This window comes from Streptomyces sp. MMG1121, assembly GCF_001280015.1.
GTDB lineage: Bacteria > Actinomycetota > Actinomycetes > Streptomycetales > Streptomycetaceae > Streptomyces.
In genome coordinates, this window is record NZ_LGDV01000227.1 from 1 (window position 1) to 18,089 (window position 18,089).

Consider the following 18,089-nt stretch of genomic DNA (forward strand, 5'->3'; position numbering starts at 1 on the left):
GGCCCCTCTCGCCCCCGAGGCCGCTGTCGTCGCCCGGCTGGCCCCTCCCCCCCTCCTCCCCTCCTCCCCTCCTCTCCCTCTTCTTCCGGTCAGCCGGCGTCCTCCCCGGCGGACCGCCACGCCCGCAGAACGCCCTCCACGGCCGGGGCGATCCGGCGCCGTGCCTCGTACCGTGGCACCCCGCCCATCAGCAGCTGGTCGTACGGCGTGTCCACATGCCGTACGCCCGCCACGACCGCCGAGATCACCGCCCCCTCCGTCAGTGCCCGCCCGGCCGCGCTGCGCCCGACCCGCCCGCTGCCCCGCACGGACGCGTGCGCCGCGACGGCCCGGGCCCGGTCGGCCGGGCAGCCGGGGAACAGCCGGAGGATCTCCGCCGCGAACGCCGCCACGAACCGCTCGTCCTCCGCCGCCCTGTGCCGTGCGTCCCGCGCCCGGCGCCGGCGCCGCGCCTCGGCGTCCGCCAGACAGCGGGCCTCGGCCCGGGCCAGCGCCGTCTCCTCCACGAGCACGCCCTGCCGCTCGTACCGGCTCTTGCGCCGGTTGAACCGCACCACCACCGCCGACAGCGCGCTCTCCTCCCGCGATCTGCGGGTCAGCGCCGTGTCGCCGCGCGGAACGAACACCAGGTGCCCGAGGTCGGCACAGTCCAGACATCGCGGTGCCCCGTCCTCGAGCACGAGCAGCGACAGCGGCCCGCCCCGGCACGTGGCACACCGCTTGCGCTTCGCGCTCTGGATGACGACAAGCCGTCCGGGGAAGTGGGGAGTTGACGTCGAGGCGAGACCCATACGCGGTACTTTCCCCGTCGCCGCCCGCTCCTCCCATACCCGGCCTGCCCTAGTCCTCGTTCCCGCCCCGGACGTTGAACACCGAGACCCGCGTACGGTGCCGCACGGGACTCCGGATCCCGTCCACCACAGCCACCGCGAGATCGGCGTACGACAGCCACGGCGCACCGCCGCCGTCACCGCCCTCACGGCCGGACAGTTGCTCCCCGCCGGCGCGGTACCGACCGGTCCGCGGCCCGCCATGCTCCGGGAACCCGGCGCGCCTCCTCGACGTGGCCCGCGCCTGGAGCGAGACCCATCTCCCGGCCCTGCCGACGGCCCGCCGGACAGCCGCGGACCGGAGCTGAGTCCGCCGCCCCCCGCCGCGGGCGCGGACCGTCCCCGGCCGGAGCACGCCCCCGTCCCGCGACGGGCGCCGCCACCTCGCTCTCCGCCACCCGGCATCATGGGCCCCGTGCGACTCGAAGCGATCACCTGGGACCGGCTCGCCGAGCTGCTGGCCGACCGGTTGGCCGGACTGGAGCCGACCGACGGGGGCGCCTGGCCGCGCGTCGGCTTCGACGGGGCCCCGGCCGCCCGCCCCGGAGACCTCGCCGAGCGGGTCGGCGAGGCGCTGCGCGTGCGCGGCCGGCCCTCGCTCGTGGTCGGCGCCGAAGGCTTTCTGCGTCCCGCCTCGCTGCGCCTCGAGCACGGGCGGCGGGACGCGGAGTCGTACTACGGCGGATGGTTCGACACCGGCGCCCTGTGGCGTGAGGTCTTCGGCCCCCTCGACCCTGGAGGTAACGGGCGCGTCCTGCCCGACCTGTGGGATCCGGCCACCGACCGCGCCACGCGCAGCCCCTACGTCCAACTCCCGCCCAGCGGGATCCTGTTGCTCCACGGCCCCCTCCTGCTGCGCCACTGGTTCCCCTTCGACCTGACGGTGCACCTCCTCCTCTCCCCGGCAGCCCTGCGTCGCCGCACGCCCGAGGCCGACCACTGGACGCTCCCCGCCTTCGAGCGCTACGTGTCCGAGACCGACCCCGCCGGCACGGCCGACGTCCTGGTGCGCGCCGACGACCCACGCCGTCCCGCCTGGAGCGGCTGATCCGACCGCCCCGCCCGCCCCCGCTGCCCGCTCTCGCCGCGCCTCGCCGCTCAGAGCCAGCCGATGCGTCGAAAGCCCCGGTACAGCGCCAGGCACATCCCTGCCATGACGGCCATGACCAGCGGATATCCGAACCGCCAGTGCAGCTCCGGCATGTGGTCGAAGTTCATGCCGTACACCCCGCACACCATCGTCGGCACGGCGATCACCGCCGCCCAGGCCGTGATCTTCCGCATGTCCTCGTTCTGCGCGACGGTCACCTGGGCGAGGTGGGCCTGGAGGATGGAGTTGAGCAGCTCGTCGAACGCGGCGATCTGCTCCTTGGCCCGGATCAGATGGTCGAGCACGTCGCGGAAGTAGGCCTGTATCTCCGGGGCGACGACCCGTATGGGCCGGGTGGCCAGGTCCTCCACCGGGCGGCCGAGCGGCACCACCGCCCGCTTCAGCTCCAGCAGTTCGCGCTTCATCTGATAGATCCGGCCGGGGTCGAGCCGTGCGCTGTTCTCCGAGAACACCTCGGTCTCGACCTGGTCGATGTCCGCCTGCACCGCGTCGGTGACGTTCAGATAGTCGTCCACGACATGGTCGGCGATCGCGTGCAGCACCGCCGCCGGCCCCTTCGACAGCTGGTGCGGATGCGCCTCCAGCCCCTCGCGCAACGGGCCCAACGAGCCGTGCCGGCCGTGCCGCACCGTGATGACGAAGTCCTCGCCGACGAACACCATGATCTCGCCGGTGTTCACCACCTCGCTGGTCGCCGTCAGTCGTTCGTGCTCCACGTAACAGACCGTCTTGAAGACCGCGAAGAGGGTGTTGCCGTAGTGCTCCAGCTTCGGGCGCTGGTGGGCCTCGACCGCGTCCTCCACCGCCAGCGGATGCAGGTCGAACAACTCCGCGATCCCCGCGAACTCACGGTCCGTCGGCTCGTGCAGCCCCAGCCAGACGAATCCCTCGCCGGTCTTGCGCACCATTTTCACGGCGTCCACGAGGTCGGTGCAGGTCAGCACGCGTACGCCGTCCTGGTAGGTCACGCAGTTGACCACCGAGGACCCCAGGGGCGACCTGGCGGGATGGCTCAGGTCCACGCGGGGCCGCCGCCGGGCCAGCCGCGCCACCTTGCGCAGGCCGGCGGCCCTGCCCAGCCCCGTGACCTTCCGCAGATTCCCTGCCATGGACATCTGGATCCCCTCGCATGGATCGCCTCGCGTAACGCCTTTGCGCCTTGCCCGAGCAGTCTGCCAGTCGAGGGCAAAACGCGGGTAAGCCTGTGGGAATAGGGTGTTCCGCTTGGTTCCCGCCTGTGGACGCAGCACCGTGTCCCGGTCGCCGTCCCCAGCTCCACCGGCGGGCCGGGCACCGGCTCGGCCCTCTCCCGTGTGCGGAGCATCGGCCGATCCGGACAAGCCGGGCGGCTGGGATGATCCTCGTATGACGCAATCCGACGGGTACCTCCTGGACAACCGGCAGAACGAGGCGGGACAGCGTTTCGACGCCTTCGCCACCCTCTTCGACCCCACGACCTTCCGGCACCTCGAGGCGGTCGGCGTCGGGCCCGGCTGGCGCTGCTGGGAAGTCGGGGCCGGCGGCACCTCCGTGGTGTCCTGGCTCGCCAGGAAGGTCGGTCCCACCGGCAAGGTCGTGGCGACCGACATCGACACCTCGCTGTTCGCCGTCGGGGCACGCCCGCCGCTGGAGGTCCTCGTCCACGACGTGGGCACCGAGGAACCGCCGGGCGAGGATTTCGACCTGGTCCACGCCCGGCTCGTTCTCGTCCATGTCCCGGACCGGGAAAGGGCGTTGCGGTCCATGATCCAGGCGTTGCGGCCGGGCGGAAGCCTGCTGGTCGAGGACGCCGACCCCGCCCTCCAGCCTCTGATCTGCCCTGACGAGTACGGTCCCGAGCAGCGGCTCGCCAACCAGCTGCGCCAGGGCTTCCGCAAGCTGCTGGCCGAACGAGGCGCCGATCTGTCGTACGGCCGCAAGCTTCCGCGTCTGCTCCGCGAGGCAGGGCTGAAGGAGGTGGAGGCCGACGCGTACTTCCCGGTGACCTCGCCGGCCTGCACCGCGCTGGAGGCCGCGACGGTCCGTCAGATCCGCGCCCGCCTCGTCGCCGCCGAACTCGCCACCGACGAGGAGATCGACCAGCACCTGGCCAACGTCGAGGCCGGTTCGATGGACCTGGCCACCGCACCGATGATCTCGGCGTGGGGGAGGAAGGCCTAGAAGACTGCGGCTGGGCGCACAGGCAGAGCCCAGCCGCCGGGGCGTTCCGAATGCCGGGGCGTTCCGGATGCCGGATGCCCGACGCCGGATGCCCGACGCCGGCCGCGGTCGCCCGCGCCCGCATGGCGTCGGCGGCTGCCCAAGCGCCGCGTGGGGCGCCGCTGTGCCGAGGCGAAGCTCCGGCGCGTGCGCGCGACCGGCCGTCGCCGGCCCGCAGTCGGACGACCGCACCTCCAGCCGAGCGTCAGCCGTCGCTCCCCGGATGGGGCGGCCTGGCCCCCACCCGTCGTACCGCCTCCGCGCCCGCCCGGCAGCCCCGAGCCGCCGCCTCCTCCGGAGCCGCACCTGCGAGCAGCGCGGCGAGGAACGCGCCGGTGAACGCGTCACCGGCGCCCGTGGTGTCCCGAGGGAGCGCCGGTGTCGCCGGGATCCGGGCCGGCGCGGCACCGGAACGGGCGACCAGCGCTCCGTCCGCGCCCGCCTTGGCCACCACCAGCGGCACGAGACGGCTCAACTTGGCCGTCGCGTCCGCCGGATCCGGCAGCCCCGTCAGCAGACACGCCTCGTCCCGGCTGGGCAGCAGCACATCCAGCCCCTCCGCGAACGCGAGGAACCGGTCCACCCCCAGCCGCACCAGGAAGCCCGCCGACGCCGGGTCCAGGCTGACCGGCACACCACGCGCGCGTGCCGCCGCGAGTGCCGTGCGCGCCAGTGCCCGGCTCGGCTCCGTGAACAGCAGATAGCCGGACAGGTGCAGCCGGGCGACCCCGTCGAGCAACGCGTCCGACCAGTCGGCGGGTTCGAGCCGCAGGGAGGCTCCGCTGTCCGTGAGGAACGTGCGCTCGGCCGCCGCTGCGGTGTCGACGAGGCAGATCACCGTCCCCGTCGCCGCCCCCGGATCGACCACCAGCCGGGGCCGCACTCCGGCCGCGAGCAGCTCCCGCTTGTGCCACGCGGCCGCGTCCGCGCCCACCCGCCCGAGCAGCCGTACGTCCGCGCAGCCCGCATGGGCGGCCCAGCAGGCCACGTTCGCCCCCGCGCCGCCCGGCAGCATCCGGATCGCCGCGGCCGTGTCGGTACCGGCCGCGAGCGGCCCCCGATGCCGGGCGACCACGTCCGTGACGACGTCCCCGACGACCAGCAGGGCCCCGTTCCGGTCCGTGGTCACCCCCTGGTCCAAGCCCCGGCGATCCGCGCTGCCAGCCGTACGTTGCCGCGTACGGCCGCCAGATTGGCGCTCAGGGAGGCGCCCTCGGTGTGCCGGACCAGGTAGTCCAGCAGGAACGGCGTCACCGCCTGCCCGGTGACACCCTGCTCCGCACACGCGCGCAGCGCGTCGGCGAGCACGCGTGCGTGCAGCTCGGGATCGAGCTGTGCCGCCTCCGGGACCGGGTTGGCGATGATCAGTGCCGACTCCTGCGCGCCGAGCGCGTCCTGGGCCCGCATGACCTCGGCGACCCGTTCCGGATCGCGCAGCGTCCAGTCGACGGGATGCCCCGAGTCGGACAGATAGAAGCCGGGAAACCGCTCCGTGTCGTACCCGGCGACGGCCACGCCCAGCGTCTCCAGCCGCTGCAGCGTCGCCGGCACGTCCAGGATCGACTTCACCCCCGCGCAGACCACTGTGATCCGGGTGCGCGCCAGCAGCCCCAGGTCGGCCGACTCGTCCTGCGTCACCGTCCACTCCCGGTGCACACCGCCCAGCCCGCCCGTGGCGAACACCCGGATGCCGGCGAGGGCGGCCAGCTGCGCCGTCGCCGACACCGTGGTCGCCCCGCTCACACCCGTGGCCACGGCGAGCGGCAGATCGCGGTGGCCCAGCTTGCGGATGCCGTCCTCGTTCGCGACCCGCTCCAGCTGTTCCTTGTCCAGCCCGACCCTGGGGCGCCCGTCCAGGACGGCGACGGTCGCCGGTACGGCGCCTTCCCGCCGTACCGCGTCCTCCAGCTCCAGCGCCACCCGCAGATTGCGCGGGCGGGGCAGACCGTGCGCGATGATCGTGGACTCCAGGGCCACCACCGGTCGCCGCGCGTCGATCGCTTCCCGGACCTCTTCCGACACCACGAGCACCACGCGTATCGCCTCCTGTCCGTCGGCCTGTCCCTCCCTGGATCTCTGGCGGGCGCCGACCGCGACTAAACGCTTGCGGCCTGTGGGGGACGCCACCAGCCTGGGCCGTATGACGAAGAACAGCACGCGTCTCGACCACGTCGTCCTGTGGGTGGCCGATCCGGTGGCCGCTGCCCGGTTCTACGCGGACGCCGTCGGTCTGGAGCCCGTGAGACTCGCCGAGTTCGTCGAGGGAAAGGTGCCGTTTCCCTCCGTGCGCGTCAACGAGGAGACCATCCTGGATCTGGCCCCGCCCACGCTCGCGGACCGCATGAGGATGCTGCCCGGCGCGGCCGACAGCGCCGGCCACCCGGTCAACCACATCTGTCTGTCCCTGCCGGCCGACGCCTTCGACGCCCTGCACACCCGGCTGGAGCACCACGGCGTCCCCCTGTCCGAGATCGGGCACGACTCGTTCGGCGCCCGCGGCAACGCCCCGCGCTCCTTCTACTTCCGGGACCCCGACGGCAATGTCTTCGAGGCCCGGCACTACGAGGAGTAACCCCCGGCCGGTCAGAACAGCGGCTCGGGCAGCACGCCCTCCAGGGCGAGCAGCCTCCGCTTGGTCTCCAGCCCGCCGCCGAAGCCCCCGATGCCGCCGTCGCTCTCGACCACGCGGTGACACGGCACGACCACCGGCAGCGGATTGGCGCCCATCGCGGCGCCGACCGCCTGCGCCCCTCCGGGCTGCCCGACCCGCCCCGCCAGATCGCCGTACCCCACCACCGTGCCGTACGGCACGCCGGAGGCCAGCTCGCGCAGCACCTGCCGGTTGAACCCGGAGATCAGTGACCAGTCCAGCGGCAGGTCGAAGTCGTGCCGCTCGCCCGCGAAGTACGCGCGCAGCTGGCGTATCGGTTCGGCCAGCAGCGGCGAGTCCGCGTCCTCGACGGGGGCCTCGCCGAGCCGGGCCGCCAGGCGCTCCAGGGCGCGGTCGCGCACCGCGTCCGTGGCGTGGAAGACGACGTTGACCAGGCCGTCGCGGGTGGCCGCCAGCAGCAGCGGGCCGATGTCGCTGCCGACGACGGCCCACACGACCCGCTGCTGATCCTGCCCTTGGCTGTCCATGCGACCACGGTACGGCCCGCCACTGACAACGCCCGCCCGGCTCAGTCCGAGCCCAGTGCCGACCGCACCACGTCGGGCTTGTTGGTGATGATCCCGTCGACGCCGTAGTCCGCGGCCTTGTGGGCGGTGGCCGCGTCGTTCACCGTCCACGCGAAGACGCGCAGCGGCTTGCCGTGCGGCCCGTCGAAGGCCTGCGCGGCCGCGACATAGCCTCGCGAGAGCGACCCGTACGAGGGATTGACCAGATCGGTGAAGCGCGCGTCCTGATGCAGCTGTGTCACCGGGGGCGAGCCGAGCAGGGCCGTGGTGACCGCGGGCTTCAGCTTGTGGACCGTGCGGATGCTGTCGGCGCTGAAACTCTGCACGATCAGCCGTCCCAGATGGCTGTGATCCAGCCAGCCCTCGGTGCCGAGGAGCTTCATGGTCTGCTGCTCGATGCCCGGATACAGCTCCGGGTTCTTGATCTCCAGGAGCAGCTTCTCGTGGTTGTGCTCGATCCGGCGCATGTACTGCGTGAGCGTCGGCACGCGCGTGCCCGCGTAGGCGGGGGAGTACCAGCTGCCCGCGTCGAGCCGGGCGATCTCGGCGGCCGTGAAGTCCTTCACCTTCCACGGCGCGCGGCCGGGGAAGACCCGCTCGACGTCCGTGGTGCGCCGCAGGCTGTCGTCGTGGATGACGACCAGCTCGCCGTCCTTGGTGCGCTGGACGTCGTTCTCGACCCAGGTGAAGCCCAGCTGCGAGGCTTTGTCGATCGAGGCCAGCGTGTTCTCGGGAGCGTAGGCGGAGGCGCCTCGGTGAGCGATCACCGTGGGCTCCCCGGTACCGCCGGCCCGGGCGTCGGAGATCGGGCTCAGCAGGGCCGCAGCGATCCCCAGGACCGCGACGGCCGTGGCGGCCACTACGCGCGCGTGCATGCAGACTCCTCGTATCGAGCGAATTCCGATTGCAACAAGAGTGACAGCAGACGGTGCGTGGCACGCGGGCGCATGACGGGCACACATCGCAGGCAGATGTCGAAGTCCACTCACCGGTGCCCCACAAGTGCGGCAAGGCTGTGTTTCTTTGCCGGAAAGTCGTTCGACCATTCCGGTGGGAGTCATACTCTCTGCGACAACCCTGACCGCCCGCGCGGTCCTGGCGCAGGGGGACATTTCGGGTATTCCGGGACGCAAGAGGGCGGAGGGGCAGCCGCAGATGCAAGGCACGGTCGACGGATTCAGCTACGGGGCCGTCACCCCGTTGGTGGCCTATCTGATGGCCTGCCTGGGCGGCGCCCTCGGCCTGCGCTGCACCACCCGGGCGCTGCTGGTCACGCACTCCGGGCGACCCGCCTGGCTGGCTCTCGGCGCCGCCGCGATCGGCTCCGGCATATGGACCATGCACTTCGTCGCCATGATGGGCTTCGCCATCGAGGAGACCCCGATCCACTACGACAAGCCGATCACCTACGCCAGCCTCGCTCTCGCCATCGTCATGGTCGGCGTCGGCATCTTCATCGTCGGCTACCGGGGCGCCACCGGCACCGCGCTCTTCACCGGAGGTACGATCACCGGCCTCGGCGTCGCCTCGATGCACTACCTCGGCATGGCCGGCGTCCGCTTCCACGGGCGGTTCACCTACAACACCCTCACCGTCGCCGCCTCCGTCGTCATAGCGGTCGTGGCCGCCACCGCCGCCCTGTGGGCCGCCGGACGCGTCCGGGGCTTCCTGTGGAGCGTCGGGGCTAGCCTCGTCATGGGGCTCGCCGTCAGCGGCATGCATTACATGGGCATGGCGGCCCTGGGCGTCCACCTCGACGGCGCCTCCCACGTCGCCGGAGGCGTGCCGGAGCCGTCCGTGCTCGCGCCCATGCTGATCGGCCCGCTCGCGTTCCTGCTCCTCGCGGGCGTCGTCGTGGTCTTCGATCCGCTGATGGTCATGGGCCGGCCCGTCCGCAGGACCGTCGAGCACAAACCAGGTGTCCCGGCCGCTGCCGTCGCCCCCCACCCGGACCGCCGGCCCGCGTTCCACGAGGCGCGCCGGCCCGAGCACCACGGCTCCCGGACACCGTAGAACCGCTGATCCGGGCCCGATGTCAGTGGCGGGTCGTACGGTGGATTCCATGCGGCCCGTTTCCCACATCGAACGTACGGTGGCGCCCTTCGAGGTCGTCAGCCCCTACCAGCCCAGCGGTGACCAGCCGGCGGCCATCGCCGAGCTGGCCAAGCGCGTCGAGGCCGGTGAGAAGGACGTCGTCCTGCTGGGCGCGACCGGCACCGGCAAGTCCGCCACCACGGCGTGGATGATCGAGAAGCTCCAGCGCCCCACGCTCGTGATGGCGCCGAACAAAACGCTGGCCGCCCAGCTGGCCAACGAGTTCCGCGAACTCCTGCCGAACAACGCGGTCGAGTACTTCGTCTCGTACTACGACTACTACCAGCCCGAGGCCTACGTCCCGCAGTCGGACACCTACATCGAGAAGGACTCCTCGATCAACGAGGAGGTCGAGCGCCTGCGCCACTCGGCGACGAACTCGCTGCTCACCCGTCGCGACGTCATCGTGGTCGCCTCGGTCTCCTGCATCTACGGCCTCGGCACTCCGCAGGAGTACGTCGACCGGATGGTGCCCCTCCGGGTCGGCGACGAGATCGACCGGGACCAGCTGCTGCGCCGCTTCGTCGACATCCAGTACACGCGCAACGACATGGCCTTCAGCCGCGGCACCTTCCGGGTCCGCGGCGACACCATCGAGATCTTCCCGGTCTACGAGGAGCTGGCCGTCCGCATCGAGATGTTCGGCGACGAGATCGAGGCGCTGTCCACGCTGCACCCGCTCACCGGCGAGATCATCAGCGACGACCAGCAGCTGTACGTCTTCCCCGCCTCCCACTACGTCGCCGGCCCCGAGCGCATGGAGCGGGCCGTCAACGACATCGAGAAGGAGCTGGGGGAGCGCCTCGCCGAGCTGGAGAAGCAGGGCAAGCTCCTGGAGGCCCAGCGTCTGCGGATGCGCACGACGTACGACATCGAGATGCTCCGCCAGATCGGCAGCTGCTCCGGCGTCGAGAACTACTCGATGCACTTCGACGGCCGCGCACCCGGCTCCCCGCCGAACACCCTGCTCGACTACTTCCCGGACGACTTCCTGCTCGTCATCGACGAGTCGCACGTCACCGTCCCGCAGATCGGCGCCATGTACGAGGGCGACGCCTCCCGCAAGCGCACCCTCGTGGACCACGGTTTCCGTCTGCCGTCCGCCCTGGACAACCGCCCCCTGAAGTGGGAGGAGTTCCAGGAGCGCATCGATCAGACGGTCTACCTGTCGGCCACGCCGGGCGCGTACGAGCTCTCGCGCTCCGACGGCACGGTCGAGCAGATCATCCGCCCCACCGGCCTCGTCGACCCCGAGGTCGTCGTCAAGCCCACCGAGGGCCAGATCGACGACCTGGTGCACGAGATCCGCAAGCGCACCGAGAAGGACGAACGCGTCCTCGTCACCACGCTCACCAAGAAGATGGCCGAGGACCTCACCGACTACTTCCTGGAACTCGGTATCCAGGTGCGCTATCTGCACAGTGACGTCGACACCCTGCGCCGCGTGGAGCTGCTGCGCGAACTGCGCAGCGGCGAGTTCGACGTCCTGGTCGGCATCAACCTCCTGCGCGAGGGCCTCGACCTGCCCGAGGTGTCCCTGGTGGCGATCCTGGACGCCGACAAGGAGGGCTTCCTGCGCTCCGGCACCTCGCTGATCCAGACCATCGGCCGCGCGGCGCGCAACGTCTCCGGCCAGGTCCACATGTACGCCGACAAGATCACCCCGGCGATGGAGAAGGCCATCGACGAGACCAACCGCCGCCGGGAGAAGCAGGTCGCCTACAACCAGGCCAACGGCATCGACCCGCAGCCGCTGCGCAAGAAGATCAACGACATCGTGGCGCAGATCGCCCGCGAGGAGGTCGACACCGAGCAGCTCCTCGGCTCCGGTTACCGCAAGTCCAGCGACGGCAAGGGCGCCAAGGCACCCGTTCCGTCGCTGGGCGGCAAGGCCGCCAAGGGTGCGAAGGCCGGCAAGGCGGCCAAGGGCAAGTCGGCGCCCACGGACCGCCCGGCGGCCGAACTCGCCGAGCAGATCGAGGAGATGACCGAGCGGATGCGCGCCGCCGCCGCGGAGCTCCAGTTCGAGATCGCGGCCCGGCTGCGCGACGAGGTCTCGGAGATGAAGAAGGAACTGCGCCAGATGCGGGAGGCCGGCCTCGCCTGAGCCACCGACACCCTGCCGGACCTCGGCATACACGCCAAGTGTTGCAACACCGACACAAAGCGCGGGCCGGGGTTCGGCACCGTCGGTGGCCCTGCGTAGGGTTTTGACAACCGCGCACTGCGCGGCAACAGGGGACCTTCGAGAGGGGATTCAGCGGTGTCCGTCAACTTGAGCAAGGGTCAGGCCATCAGCCTGGAGAAGAAGGACGGGGGCACGCTGACCGCGGTCCGTATGGGGCTCGGCTGGCAGGCGGCGAAGCGGCGTGGCCTGTTCGGCTCCCGCACCCGGGAGATCGACCTGGACGCCTCGGCGGTCCTCTTCGCCGAGAAGCAGCCGGTCGACGTGGTCTTCTTCCGCCACCTGGTGAGCGACGACGGCTCCGTCCGTCACACCGGTGACAACCTCGTCGGGGGCGTCGGCCAGGGCGGGGACGACGAGGCGATCCTGGTGGACCTCCAGCGCGTTCCGGTCCACATCGACCAGATCGTCTTCACCGTGAACTCCTTCACGGGCCAGACCTTCCAGGAGGTGCAGAACGCGTTCTGCCGCCTGGTGGACGAGACCAACGGCCAGGAACTCGCCCGCTACACGCTGGACGGGGGCGGCGACTACACCGCGCAGATCATGGCGAAGGTGCACCGTGCGGGCTCGGGCTGGACGATGACCGCCCTGGGCTCCCCGGCCAACGGCCGCACCTTCCAGGACCTGATGCCGGCGATCCTGCCGCACCTGTAGGGACCGCCCGCTCGACCGGCAACACGCACGACACAACGACACAGGGGGGCACGGCGATGACGGCCGAGCTGGTGCGGGGACAGAACCACCCGCTGTCCCAGGTCCGGCTGACGATCCGGATCTCGGCCGGGGTGCCGGTCCTGGCCGGGGCCACGCTCGGCGACGAGAACGGCACGGTGCACGGGACCGAGTGGGTGGCCCGTCCCGGCGTCCCCGCTCTGCCCGGCATCGAGGTGTCCGGGCAGGCCACCGCCGAACACCGGCTGGCCGTCGACCTGGGCGCCCTGCCCGAGGCCGTGCACCGCGTCGCTGTGTTCCTTGCGCTGCCCACCGGGTCCACGGGCCCGCTTCGATTCGGTGCCGTCGCCGCCCCGCACACCGCGGTCGAAGGCGCCGACGGCACCGAACTCGCCTGCTACACCCTGACCGGCCTGGACACCGAGACAGCCGTGGTCGCGCTGGAGCTGTACCGCAGACAGGGCGTCTGGAAGGTCCGCGCGACGGGCCAGGGCTACGCGGCCGGTCTCCCCGCACTCCTCGCCGACCAGGGCCTGCGCGAAGCCGCCGACGTCGCGGCCGCCATCCAGAACACGGCGACCCCCGCCCCGGCCGTACCGGCACCCACCTCCGCTCGTGACACGACGGCGCCGACACGCCCGTACGCCCCGGAACACCCGGAGCCCGTACCCTCGTCCGGAGCACAGAACCCGTACGTCCCCGAGGCGCCCGCCGCCGCTCCGCGAGACCCCAGTGCCCCGGTGGACTACACGCACCCCCGCCGCCGCCCGCACACCACCCCGCAGCCGCCGTCGCCCCCGGCCTCTCCGGTCACGGACGACGGGCCGGCACCCGCGCAACCGGTCGCCGGGGACGCCGTGGGCTGGTCGATGGAGGAGCGGCTGTACAACCAGGTCTGGGGCATGTTCGAGGACCTGGCCCGCGCCACGGCCGCGTACCGCGGCGCCGTCGATTTCGCCGACTCCCGCCTGGAGAAGGAACTCGACCAGGTACTCGCCGACCCCCGCGCACGGATCGGTACCGCGGGCGACACCGCGCGCGAGACGGCCCACGCCCGCCGGACGCAGCTGGTCGACCAGGCCCGCGCGGCCCTCGACCGTGACCTCGCCCAGCTCTCCGCGGAGTCCGACGTGGTCGAGCCCGCGCTGCCCCCCGCGTACGCTCGCTGGGATAACCCCGTCTGGCACGGGTACCGGGTACCCGCCGACCCTCCGATGGCCCTGCGGCTCGGCGATCTCCATCTGCCGGAGAGCGTGCCGCTGCGCATCCCCATGCTGGTCAGGCTGCCGCTGGAACGGGGCCTGTGGCTCGACAGCGGCCCGGCGGGCGACGGCTTCCCGGACTCCCTCGAGATGCGGCACCTGGCCATGGAGGCGGCGACCGCCCTCGCCGCGCGGCTGCTCGCCGTGCATCCGCCGGGGGACTTCGCCCTGCAGGTCATCGACCCGGCCGGTGCCGGGGCCACGGCGCTCGGCGTGCTGACGCGCACCGGGGCGCTCACCGCGCCGCCCGCGACCGGGGCGGTGGGCGTGACGGAGGTGCTGGAGAGGCTCACCCGGCGGGTCGACCTGGTGCAGATGGCGCTGCGCGGCGGCACGCCCGAGTCACTGCCGGCCGATGTCGACACCGCGCAGCAACTGTTGATCGTCAACGACTTCCCGCACGGGTTCGACGACCGTGCGGTGACCCGGCTGCGCTATCTCGCCGACGAGGGGCCCGCCGTCGGCGTGCACCTGCTACTGGTGGCGGACCGCGAGGACGCCGCCGCCTACGGCCCCTTGCTCGATCCGCTGTGGCGTTCGCTGATGCGACTGACTCCCGTTCCCGACGATCACCTCGCCGACCCCTGGGTCGGACACGCCTGGACCTACGAGCCCTCGCTGGCGCCAGTCGGCAGCCACATCGTGCAGCACGTGCTCACCGAGGTGACCAAAGCCAGGGCCAAGCACAGGTAAAGAGCCTCCAGTCAGGGGATTTAGTCATCTCTTTACTATCTACTTTACCTTTCCTTGGTGATTGAGGTAGGGTCTTCCGTACGGAGGGGAGTACTCCCTGACTGCGGCGCACCCGTCAGTACGGACCGGTTCCGGTCCCGGGGCGTCGGCCCCGCGCGGGTGGAAGAGACCTCCGGCAGCGACAACGCTGAAAGTGTTTGCCGTTACGTAATGCCGGAGGTGCCGTGGACGTTTCGCTGACCCTGTGGGTCCTGACCATCGTGGGCTTGGCCGCCCTGATCGCGGTCGACTTCTTCATCGGCCGCAAGCCGCACGAGGTGTCGATCAAGGAAGCCGGTATCTGGACCGTCGTCTGGATCGCCCTGGCCGGGCTCTTCGGTCTCGGCCTCCTCCTTTTCGGGGGCGGCCGGCCGGCCGGTGAGTTCTTCGCCGGATTCATCACCGAGAAGTCGCTGAGCGTCGACAACCTCTTCGTCTTCGTCCTGATCATGGCGAAGTTCGCGGTTCCCACCCAGTACCAGCAGCGCGTCCTGCTCGTTGGCGTGCTCATAGCCCTGGTGCTGCGGGCGATCTTCATCGCCGCGGGGGCCGCCATCCTCGCCAGCTTCTCCTGGGTGTTCTACCTCTTCGGCGCGTTCCTGATCTGGACCGCCTGGAAGCTCATCCAGGAGGCCCGCGCGGACGAGGAGGACGAGGAATTCGAGGAGAACAAGCTGCTGAAGGCCGCTGAACGCAGGTTCGGCGTGGCCGACCGCTACCACGGCACCAAGCTGTGGATCCAGGAGAACGGCAAGCGGGTCATGACCCCGATGCTGGTCGTGATGCTCGCCATCGGCACCACCGACGTCCTGTTCGCCCTGGACTCCATCCCCGCGATCTTCGGTCTGACCCAGGACCCGTACATCGTCTTCACTGCCAACGCGTTCGCCCTGATGGGTCTGCGTCAGCTGTACTTCCTCATCGGTGGCCTGCTGAGGAAGCTGGTCCACCTCTCGTACGGCCTGTCGATCATCCTCGGCTTCATCGGCGTCAAGCTGGTGCTGCACGCCCTGCACGAGTCCGGTGTCCACGTACCCGAGATCAGCATCCCGGTCTCGCTCGGCGTGATCTGCGCCGTGCTGATCGTCACCACCATCACCAGCCTGATGGCCAGCAAGAAGCAGGCGGCCGCCGAGGCGGCGGGCGCCGAAGTCGAAGGCGCGGCAAAGGACGGCGTCGACGCACGACCCGGCCGGCGGTAGACGTGACCTGGGCGGGAGCGGGGCTGCGCGGAGCAGGTGCCCGCTCCCGCCGGTGGCGGGCCGTGCGGCGGAAAGGATGAGAGGTATCCGAAAAGAGCGGAATGCGAATCCTGTTCGTCTCTGCGACCATCGCCGCATGATCACTAGGCTTCGGTCGCTCACCCGGCAATGGACGACCTTCGTGCCGGCGCTCGCGGTCGTCCTCCTGGTCTTCACCTGGGGCCGTGACCTGCCGGGCGCGGTCGTCGCCCTGGTCACCCTCGTGCTCGCCGGTGCCGTCCTCGCGGCGGTGCACCACGCCGAGGTCATCGCCCATCGTGTCGGCGAGCCCTTCGGCTCCCTGGTACTGGCCGTCGCCGTCACGATCATCGAGGTGGCCCTGATCGTCACCCTGATGGCCGACGGTGGCGACAAGAGTTCCACCCTGGCGCGGGACACCGTCTTCGCCGCCGTCATGATCACCTGCAACGGCATCGTCGGGATCTGCCTGCTCGTCGCCTCCCTGCGGCACGGCACCGCGGTCTTCAACCCCGAGGGCACCGGCGCCGCTCTGGCGACCGTGGCGACACTGGCCACGCTCAGCCTGGTGCTGCCGACCTTCACCACGAGCAAGCCCGGACCCGAGTTCTCCGCTGTGCAGCTGACATTCGCCGCACTGTCCTCACTGGTCCTGTACGGCCTGTTCGTGGCCACGCAGACCGTGCGCCACCGCGACTACTTCCTGCCGATCACCCGGCAGGGCGTGGTCATCACCGCCGACGACCACGCCGAGCCCCCGTCCGCGCGCGCCGCCTGGTTCAGCGTGAGCCTGCTCGGGCTGGCCCTGATCGGTGTGGTCGGGCTGGCCAAGGGCGTGTCGCCCACCATCGAGTCGGGCGTGGAGGCGGCGGGTCTGCCGCACGCGGTCGTCGGTGTGATCATCGCCCTGCTGGTGCTGCTTCCCGAGACGATCGCCGCACTGCGCTCCGCCCGCCGCGACCGGGTCCAGACCAGCCTCAACCTCGCGCTCGGCTCGGCCATGGCGAGCATCGGCCTGACCATCCCCGCCGTCGCGCTCGCCTCCGTGTGGCTGTCCGGCCCGCTCGTCCTCGGCCTCGGTTCGACCCACATGCTGCTGCTCGCGCTGACCGTGGTGGTCAGCTCCCTGACGGTGGTGCCCGGCCGGGCCACACCCCTGCAGGGCGGTGTCCACCTGGTGCTGTTCGCGGCCTACCTGGAGCTGGCGATCAACCCGTAGCCGGCTCCACCGCCGGCATGGGCACCGGGCGGGTCTCGGGCAGCAGGGCGAAGCACACCAGGCTGAGCAGCGCGACACCGGTCAGGTAGACGCCCACGCTCCACGGGACCCGCCCGCTGTGCTCCGCGAGTGCCGTGGCCACGATCGGGGTGAGGGCGCCGCCCAGGACTCCGCCGAGGTTGTAGCCCACCGCGGCGCCCGTGCAGCGCACCCGGGCGTCGTACAGCTCCGGCAGGTAGGCGGCGATCACCGCGAACATGGTGATGAAGGAGACCAGGGCGCCCAGGATGCCGAGGAACATCAGGAGCGGCTGGCCGGTGGCCAGCAGCGCGACCATCGGCAGCATCCACAGACCGCAGGCCGCGCACCCCGTCAGGCACATCGGCCGGCGCCCGTAGCGATCGGCGAGCAGGGCCATGATCGGTGTGAGGGACGTCTGCACCACCACCGCGGCCATGACACAGGTCAGCATCACCGTCCGGCTCACGCCGAGCCGCTCCGTCGCGTACGCCAGGGACCAGGTCGTCACCGCGTAGAAGACCGCGTACCCGGCGGCCAGCGCACCGGCCGTCAGCAGGACCAGCCGCCCGTGATGCCGTACGACCTCGAGGAACGGCACGCGCGCGTGGTCGTCGATCTCCAGGAATCGCGGGCTCTCCGCGATCGACGAGCGGATCCACAGCCCGCCCAGCGCCAGCGCACCGGCTGCCCAGAACGGCACCCGCCACCCCCAGTGCGCGAACTCCGCGTCGGACAGGGTCGCCGACAGCGCGAGCATCACCCCGTTGGCGAGCACGAACCCGACCGCGGGCCCCACCTGCGGAAAGCTCGACCACAGGGCGCGCCGTCCGGGTGGCGCGTGCTCGGCGGTCAGCAGGACCGCCCCGCCCCACTCGCCGCCGAGCCCCAGACCCTGCAGGAAGCGCAGGACGAGCAGCAGCACCGGCGCGGCGACGCCGATCGACCCGTACGACGGCACACAGCCCACCGCGACCGTCGAGGCGCCCGTGACCAGCAGGGAGAGAACCAGCACCGGCCGCCGTCCGCGCCGGTCGCCGAGGTGCCCGAATAGCACCGAGCCCAGCGGCCGGGCCAGGAACCCCGCCCCGAACGTCCCGAACGCCGCTAGTGTCCCGGCGAGCGGCGAGAACGTCGGGAAGAACAGCGGCCCCAGGACCAGGGCCGCCGCCGTCCCGTAGACGAAGAAGTCATAGAACTCGATCGCGGTCCCCACCAAGGAGGCGGCGGCGAGCCGTAGCATCGACGGCTTGTTTACGGTGCGTACAGGATTCATACGGCGTCAACTACCCACGGTGATTGACAGTTACGGGGGGCGCGTAGAAGTGATCAAGGGGCCGGAGTGTGCGCCGAGGCGACGGCGCACA

At 71.3% G+C, this 18,089-nt stretch carries 16 protein-coding genes; 9 read left to right on the top strand and 7 right to left on the bottom strand.

What is annotated here, in order from left to right; all coding sequences use genetic code 11:
* Positions 1-89: 89 nt before the first annotated feature.
* Positions 90-791 carry a DUF2293 domain-containing protein gene (locus ADK64_RS34825; RefSeq protein WP_053665840.1) on the bottom strand — a complete coding sequence of 234 codons (702 nt, stop codon included), beginning with the start codon at positions 789-791 and terminating at the stop codon, positions 90-92.
* A 445-nt stretch (positions 792-1,236) separates the two neighbouring features.
* Between ADK64_RS34825 and ADK64_RS34835 the strand changes: the two genes are divergently transcribed.
* A complete protein-coding gene (locus ADK64_RS34835) occupies positions 1,237-1,878 on the top strand; it encodes a uridine kinase (RefSeq protein ID WP_199829792.1) in 642 nt (213 codons plus the stop codon).
* A gap of 50 nt (positions 1,879-1,928) precedes the next feature.
* Here the strand turns inward: ADK64_RS34835 and corA are convergent, their stop codons facing one another.
* The gene (gene corA, locus ADK64_RS34840) at positions 1,929-3,056 is read right to left on the bottom strand and encodes a magnesium/cobalt transporter CorA (RefSeq protein ID WP_053665844.1); all 1,128 of its coding nucleotides are present in this window, start codon (positions 3,054-3,056) and stop codon (positions 1,929-1,931) included.
* A gap of 250 nt (positions 3,057-3,306) precedes the next feature.
* On the opposite strand from corA, the gene ADK64_RS34845 reads away from it, so the two are divergent.
* The gene (locus ADK64_RS34845; RefSeq protein ID WP_053665850.1) at positions 3,307-4,101 is read left to right on the top strand and encodes a methyltransferase domain-containing protein; all 795 of its coding nucleotides are present in this window, start codon (positions 3,307-3,309) and stop codon (positions 4,099-4,101) included.
* Between the two features lie 244 nt (positions 4,102-4,345).
* Here ADK64_RS34845 and ADK64_RS34850 read toward each other — a convergent pair whose 3' ends face one another.
* Positions 4,346-5,269 carry a carbohydrate kinase family protein gene (locus ADK64_RS34850; RefSeq protein ID WP_234384827.1) on the bottom strand — a complete coding sequence of 308 codons (924 nt, stop codon included), beginning with the start codon at positions 5,267-5,269 and terminating at the stop codon, positions 4,346-4,348.
* Complete coding sequence (locus ADK64_RS34855; protein ID WP_199829793.1) at positions 5,266-6,174, bottom strand: pseudouridine-5'-phosphate glycosidase; 909 nt, start codon at positions 6,172-6,174, stop codon at positions 5,266-5,268. Before ADK64_RS34855 ends, ADK64_RS34850 begins: the two co-directional genes overlap by 4 nt.
* A 106-nt stretch (positions 6,175-6,280) precedes the next feature.
* On the opposite strand from ADK64_RS34855, the gene ADK64_RS34860 reads away from it, so the two are divergent.
* Positions 6,281-6,712 carry a VOC family protein gene (locus ADK64_RS34860; RefSeq protein WP_053665854.1) on the top strand — a complete coding sequence of 144 codons (432 nt, stop codon included), beginning with the start codon at positions 6,281-6,283 and terminating at the stop codon, positions 6,710-6,712.
* Positions 6,713-6,723: 11 nt separating this feature from the next.
* Here the strand turns inward: ADK64_RS34860 and ADK64_RS34865 are convergent, their stop codons facing one another.
* Positions 6,724-7,278, bottom strand: coding sequence for a methylated-DNA--[protein]-cysteine S-methyltransferase (locus ADK64_RS34865; protein WP_053665857.1), 555 nt, complete (start codon positions 7,276-7,278; stop codon positions 6,724-6,726).
* Between the two features lie 41 nt (positions 7,279-7,319).
* Positions 7,320-8,192: a glycerophosphodiester phosphodiesterase gene (locus tag ADK64_RS34870; RefSeq protein ID WP_053665858.1), complete on the bottom strand. Its 873-nt coding sequence runs from the start codon at positions 8,190-8,192 to the stop codon at positions 7,320-7,322.
* Positions 8,193-8,472: 280 nt separating this feature from the next.
* On the opposite strand from ADK64_RS34870, the gene ADK64_RS34875 reads away from it, so the two are divergent.
* From ADK64_RS34875 to ADK64_RS34900, 6 genes are all read left to right on the top strand, one after another.
* Positions 8,473-9,330, top strand: a complete 858-nt coding sequence (locus ADK64_RS34875; protein ID WP_053665860.1) for an MHYT domain-containing protein — start codon at positions 8,473-8,475, stop codon at positions 9,328-9,330.
* 49 nt (positions 9,331-9,379) lie between these two features.
* On the top strand, positions 9,380-11,518 hold the full coding sequence (uvrB, locus tag ADK64_RS34880; RefSeq protein WP_053665862.1) for an excinuclease ABC subunit UvrB: 2,139 nt from the start codon (positions 9,380-9,382) through the stop codon (positions 11,516-11,518).
* A 156-nt stretch (positions 11,519-11,674) separates the two neighbouring features.
* Positions 11,675-12,253: a TerD family protein gene (locus ADK64_RS34885; protein ID WP_053665863.1), complete on the top strand. Its 579-nt coding sequence runs from the start codon at positions 11,675-11,677 to the stop codon at positions 12,251-12,253.
* Between the two features lie 56 nt (positions 12,254-12,309).
* The gene (locus ADK64_RS34890) at positions 12,310-14,226 is read left to right on the top strand and encodes a TerD family protein (RefSeq protein WP_053665869.1); all 1,917 of its coding nucleotides are present in this window, start codon (positions 12,310-12,312) and stop codon (positions 14,224-14,226) included.
* 224 nt (positions 14,227-14,450) lie between these two features.
* Positions 14,451-15,467, top strand: a complete 1,017-nt coding sequence (locus tag ADK64_RS34895) for a TerC/Alx family metal homeostasis membrane protein (RefSeq protein ID WP_053665871.1) — start codon at positions 14,451-14,453, stop codon at positions 15,465-15,467.
* Positions 15,468-15,603: 136 nt separating this feature from the next.
* Entirely contained in the window at positions 15,604-16,704 is a 1,101-nt protein-coding gene (locus ADK64_RS34900) for a calcium:proton antiporter (RefSeq protein ID WP_053665873.1), read from the top strand.
* Here ADK64_RS34900 and ADK64_RS34905 read toward each other — a convergent pair.
* Entirely contained in the window at positions 16,694-17,965 is a 1,272-nt protein-coding gene (locus ADK64_RS34905) for an MFS transporter (RefSeq protein WP_053665875.1), read from the bottom strand. The two genes, ADK64_RS34900 and ADK64_RS34905, sit on opposite strands and share 11 nt — an antisense overlap.
* Between the last annotated feature and the right edge of the window lie 124 nt (positions 17,966-18,089).

Excerpts from the sequence above, each read along its gene's own strand:
- ADK64_RS34905 (WP_053665875.1), bottom strand. The coding sequence starts at position 17,965 with ATGCTACGGCTCGCCGCCGCCTCCTTGGTGGGGACCGCGATCGAGTTC.
- ADK64_RS34865 (WP_053665857.1), bottom strand. The coding sequence starts at position 7,278 with ATGGACAGCCAAGGGCAGGATCAGCAGCGGGTCGTGTGGGCCGTCGTC.
- ADK64_RS34845 (WP_053665850.1), top strand. The coding sequence starts at position 3,307 with ATGACGCAATCCGACGGGTACCTCCTGGACAACCGGCAGAACGAGGCG.
- uvrB (WP_053665862.1), top strand. The coding sequence starts at position 9,380 with ATGCGGCCCGTTTCCCACATCGAACGTACGGTGGCGCCCTTCGAGGTC.
- ADK64_RS34835 (WP_199829792.1), top strand. The coding sequence starts at position 1,237 with ATGGGCCCCGTGCGACTCGAAGCGATCACCTGGGACCGGCTCGCCGAG.
- ADK64_RS34860 (WP_053665854.1), top strand. The coding sequence starts at position 6,281 with ATGACGAAGAACAGCACGCGTCTCGACCACGTCGTCCTGTGGGTGGCC.
- ADK64_RS34825 (WP_053665840.1), bottom strand. The coding sequence starts at position 791 with ATGGGTCTCGCCTCGACGTCAACTCCCCACTTCCCCGGACGGCTTGTC.
- ADK64_RS34870 (WP_053665858.1), bottom strand. The coding sequence starts at position 8,192 with ATGCACGCGCGCGTAGTGGCCGCCACGGCCGTCGCGGTCCTGGGGATC.
- ADK64_RS34890 (WP_053665869.1), top strand. The coding sequence starts at position 12,310 with ATGACGGCCGAGCTGGTGCGGGGACAGAACCACCCGCTGTCCCAGGTC.
- corA (WP_053665844.1), bottom strand. The coding sequence starts at position 3,056 with ATGTCCATGGCAGGGAATCTGCGGAAGGTCACGGGGCTGGGCAGGGCC.
- ADK64_RS34875 (WP_053665860.1), top strand. The coding sequence starts at position 8,473 with ATGCAAGGCACGGTCGACGGATTCAGCTACGGGGCCGTCACCCCGTTG.
- ADK64_RS34900 (WP_053665873.1), top strand. The coding sequence starts at position 15,604 with ATGATCACTAGGCTTCGGTCGCTCACCCGGCAATGGACGACCTTCGTG.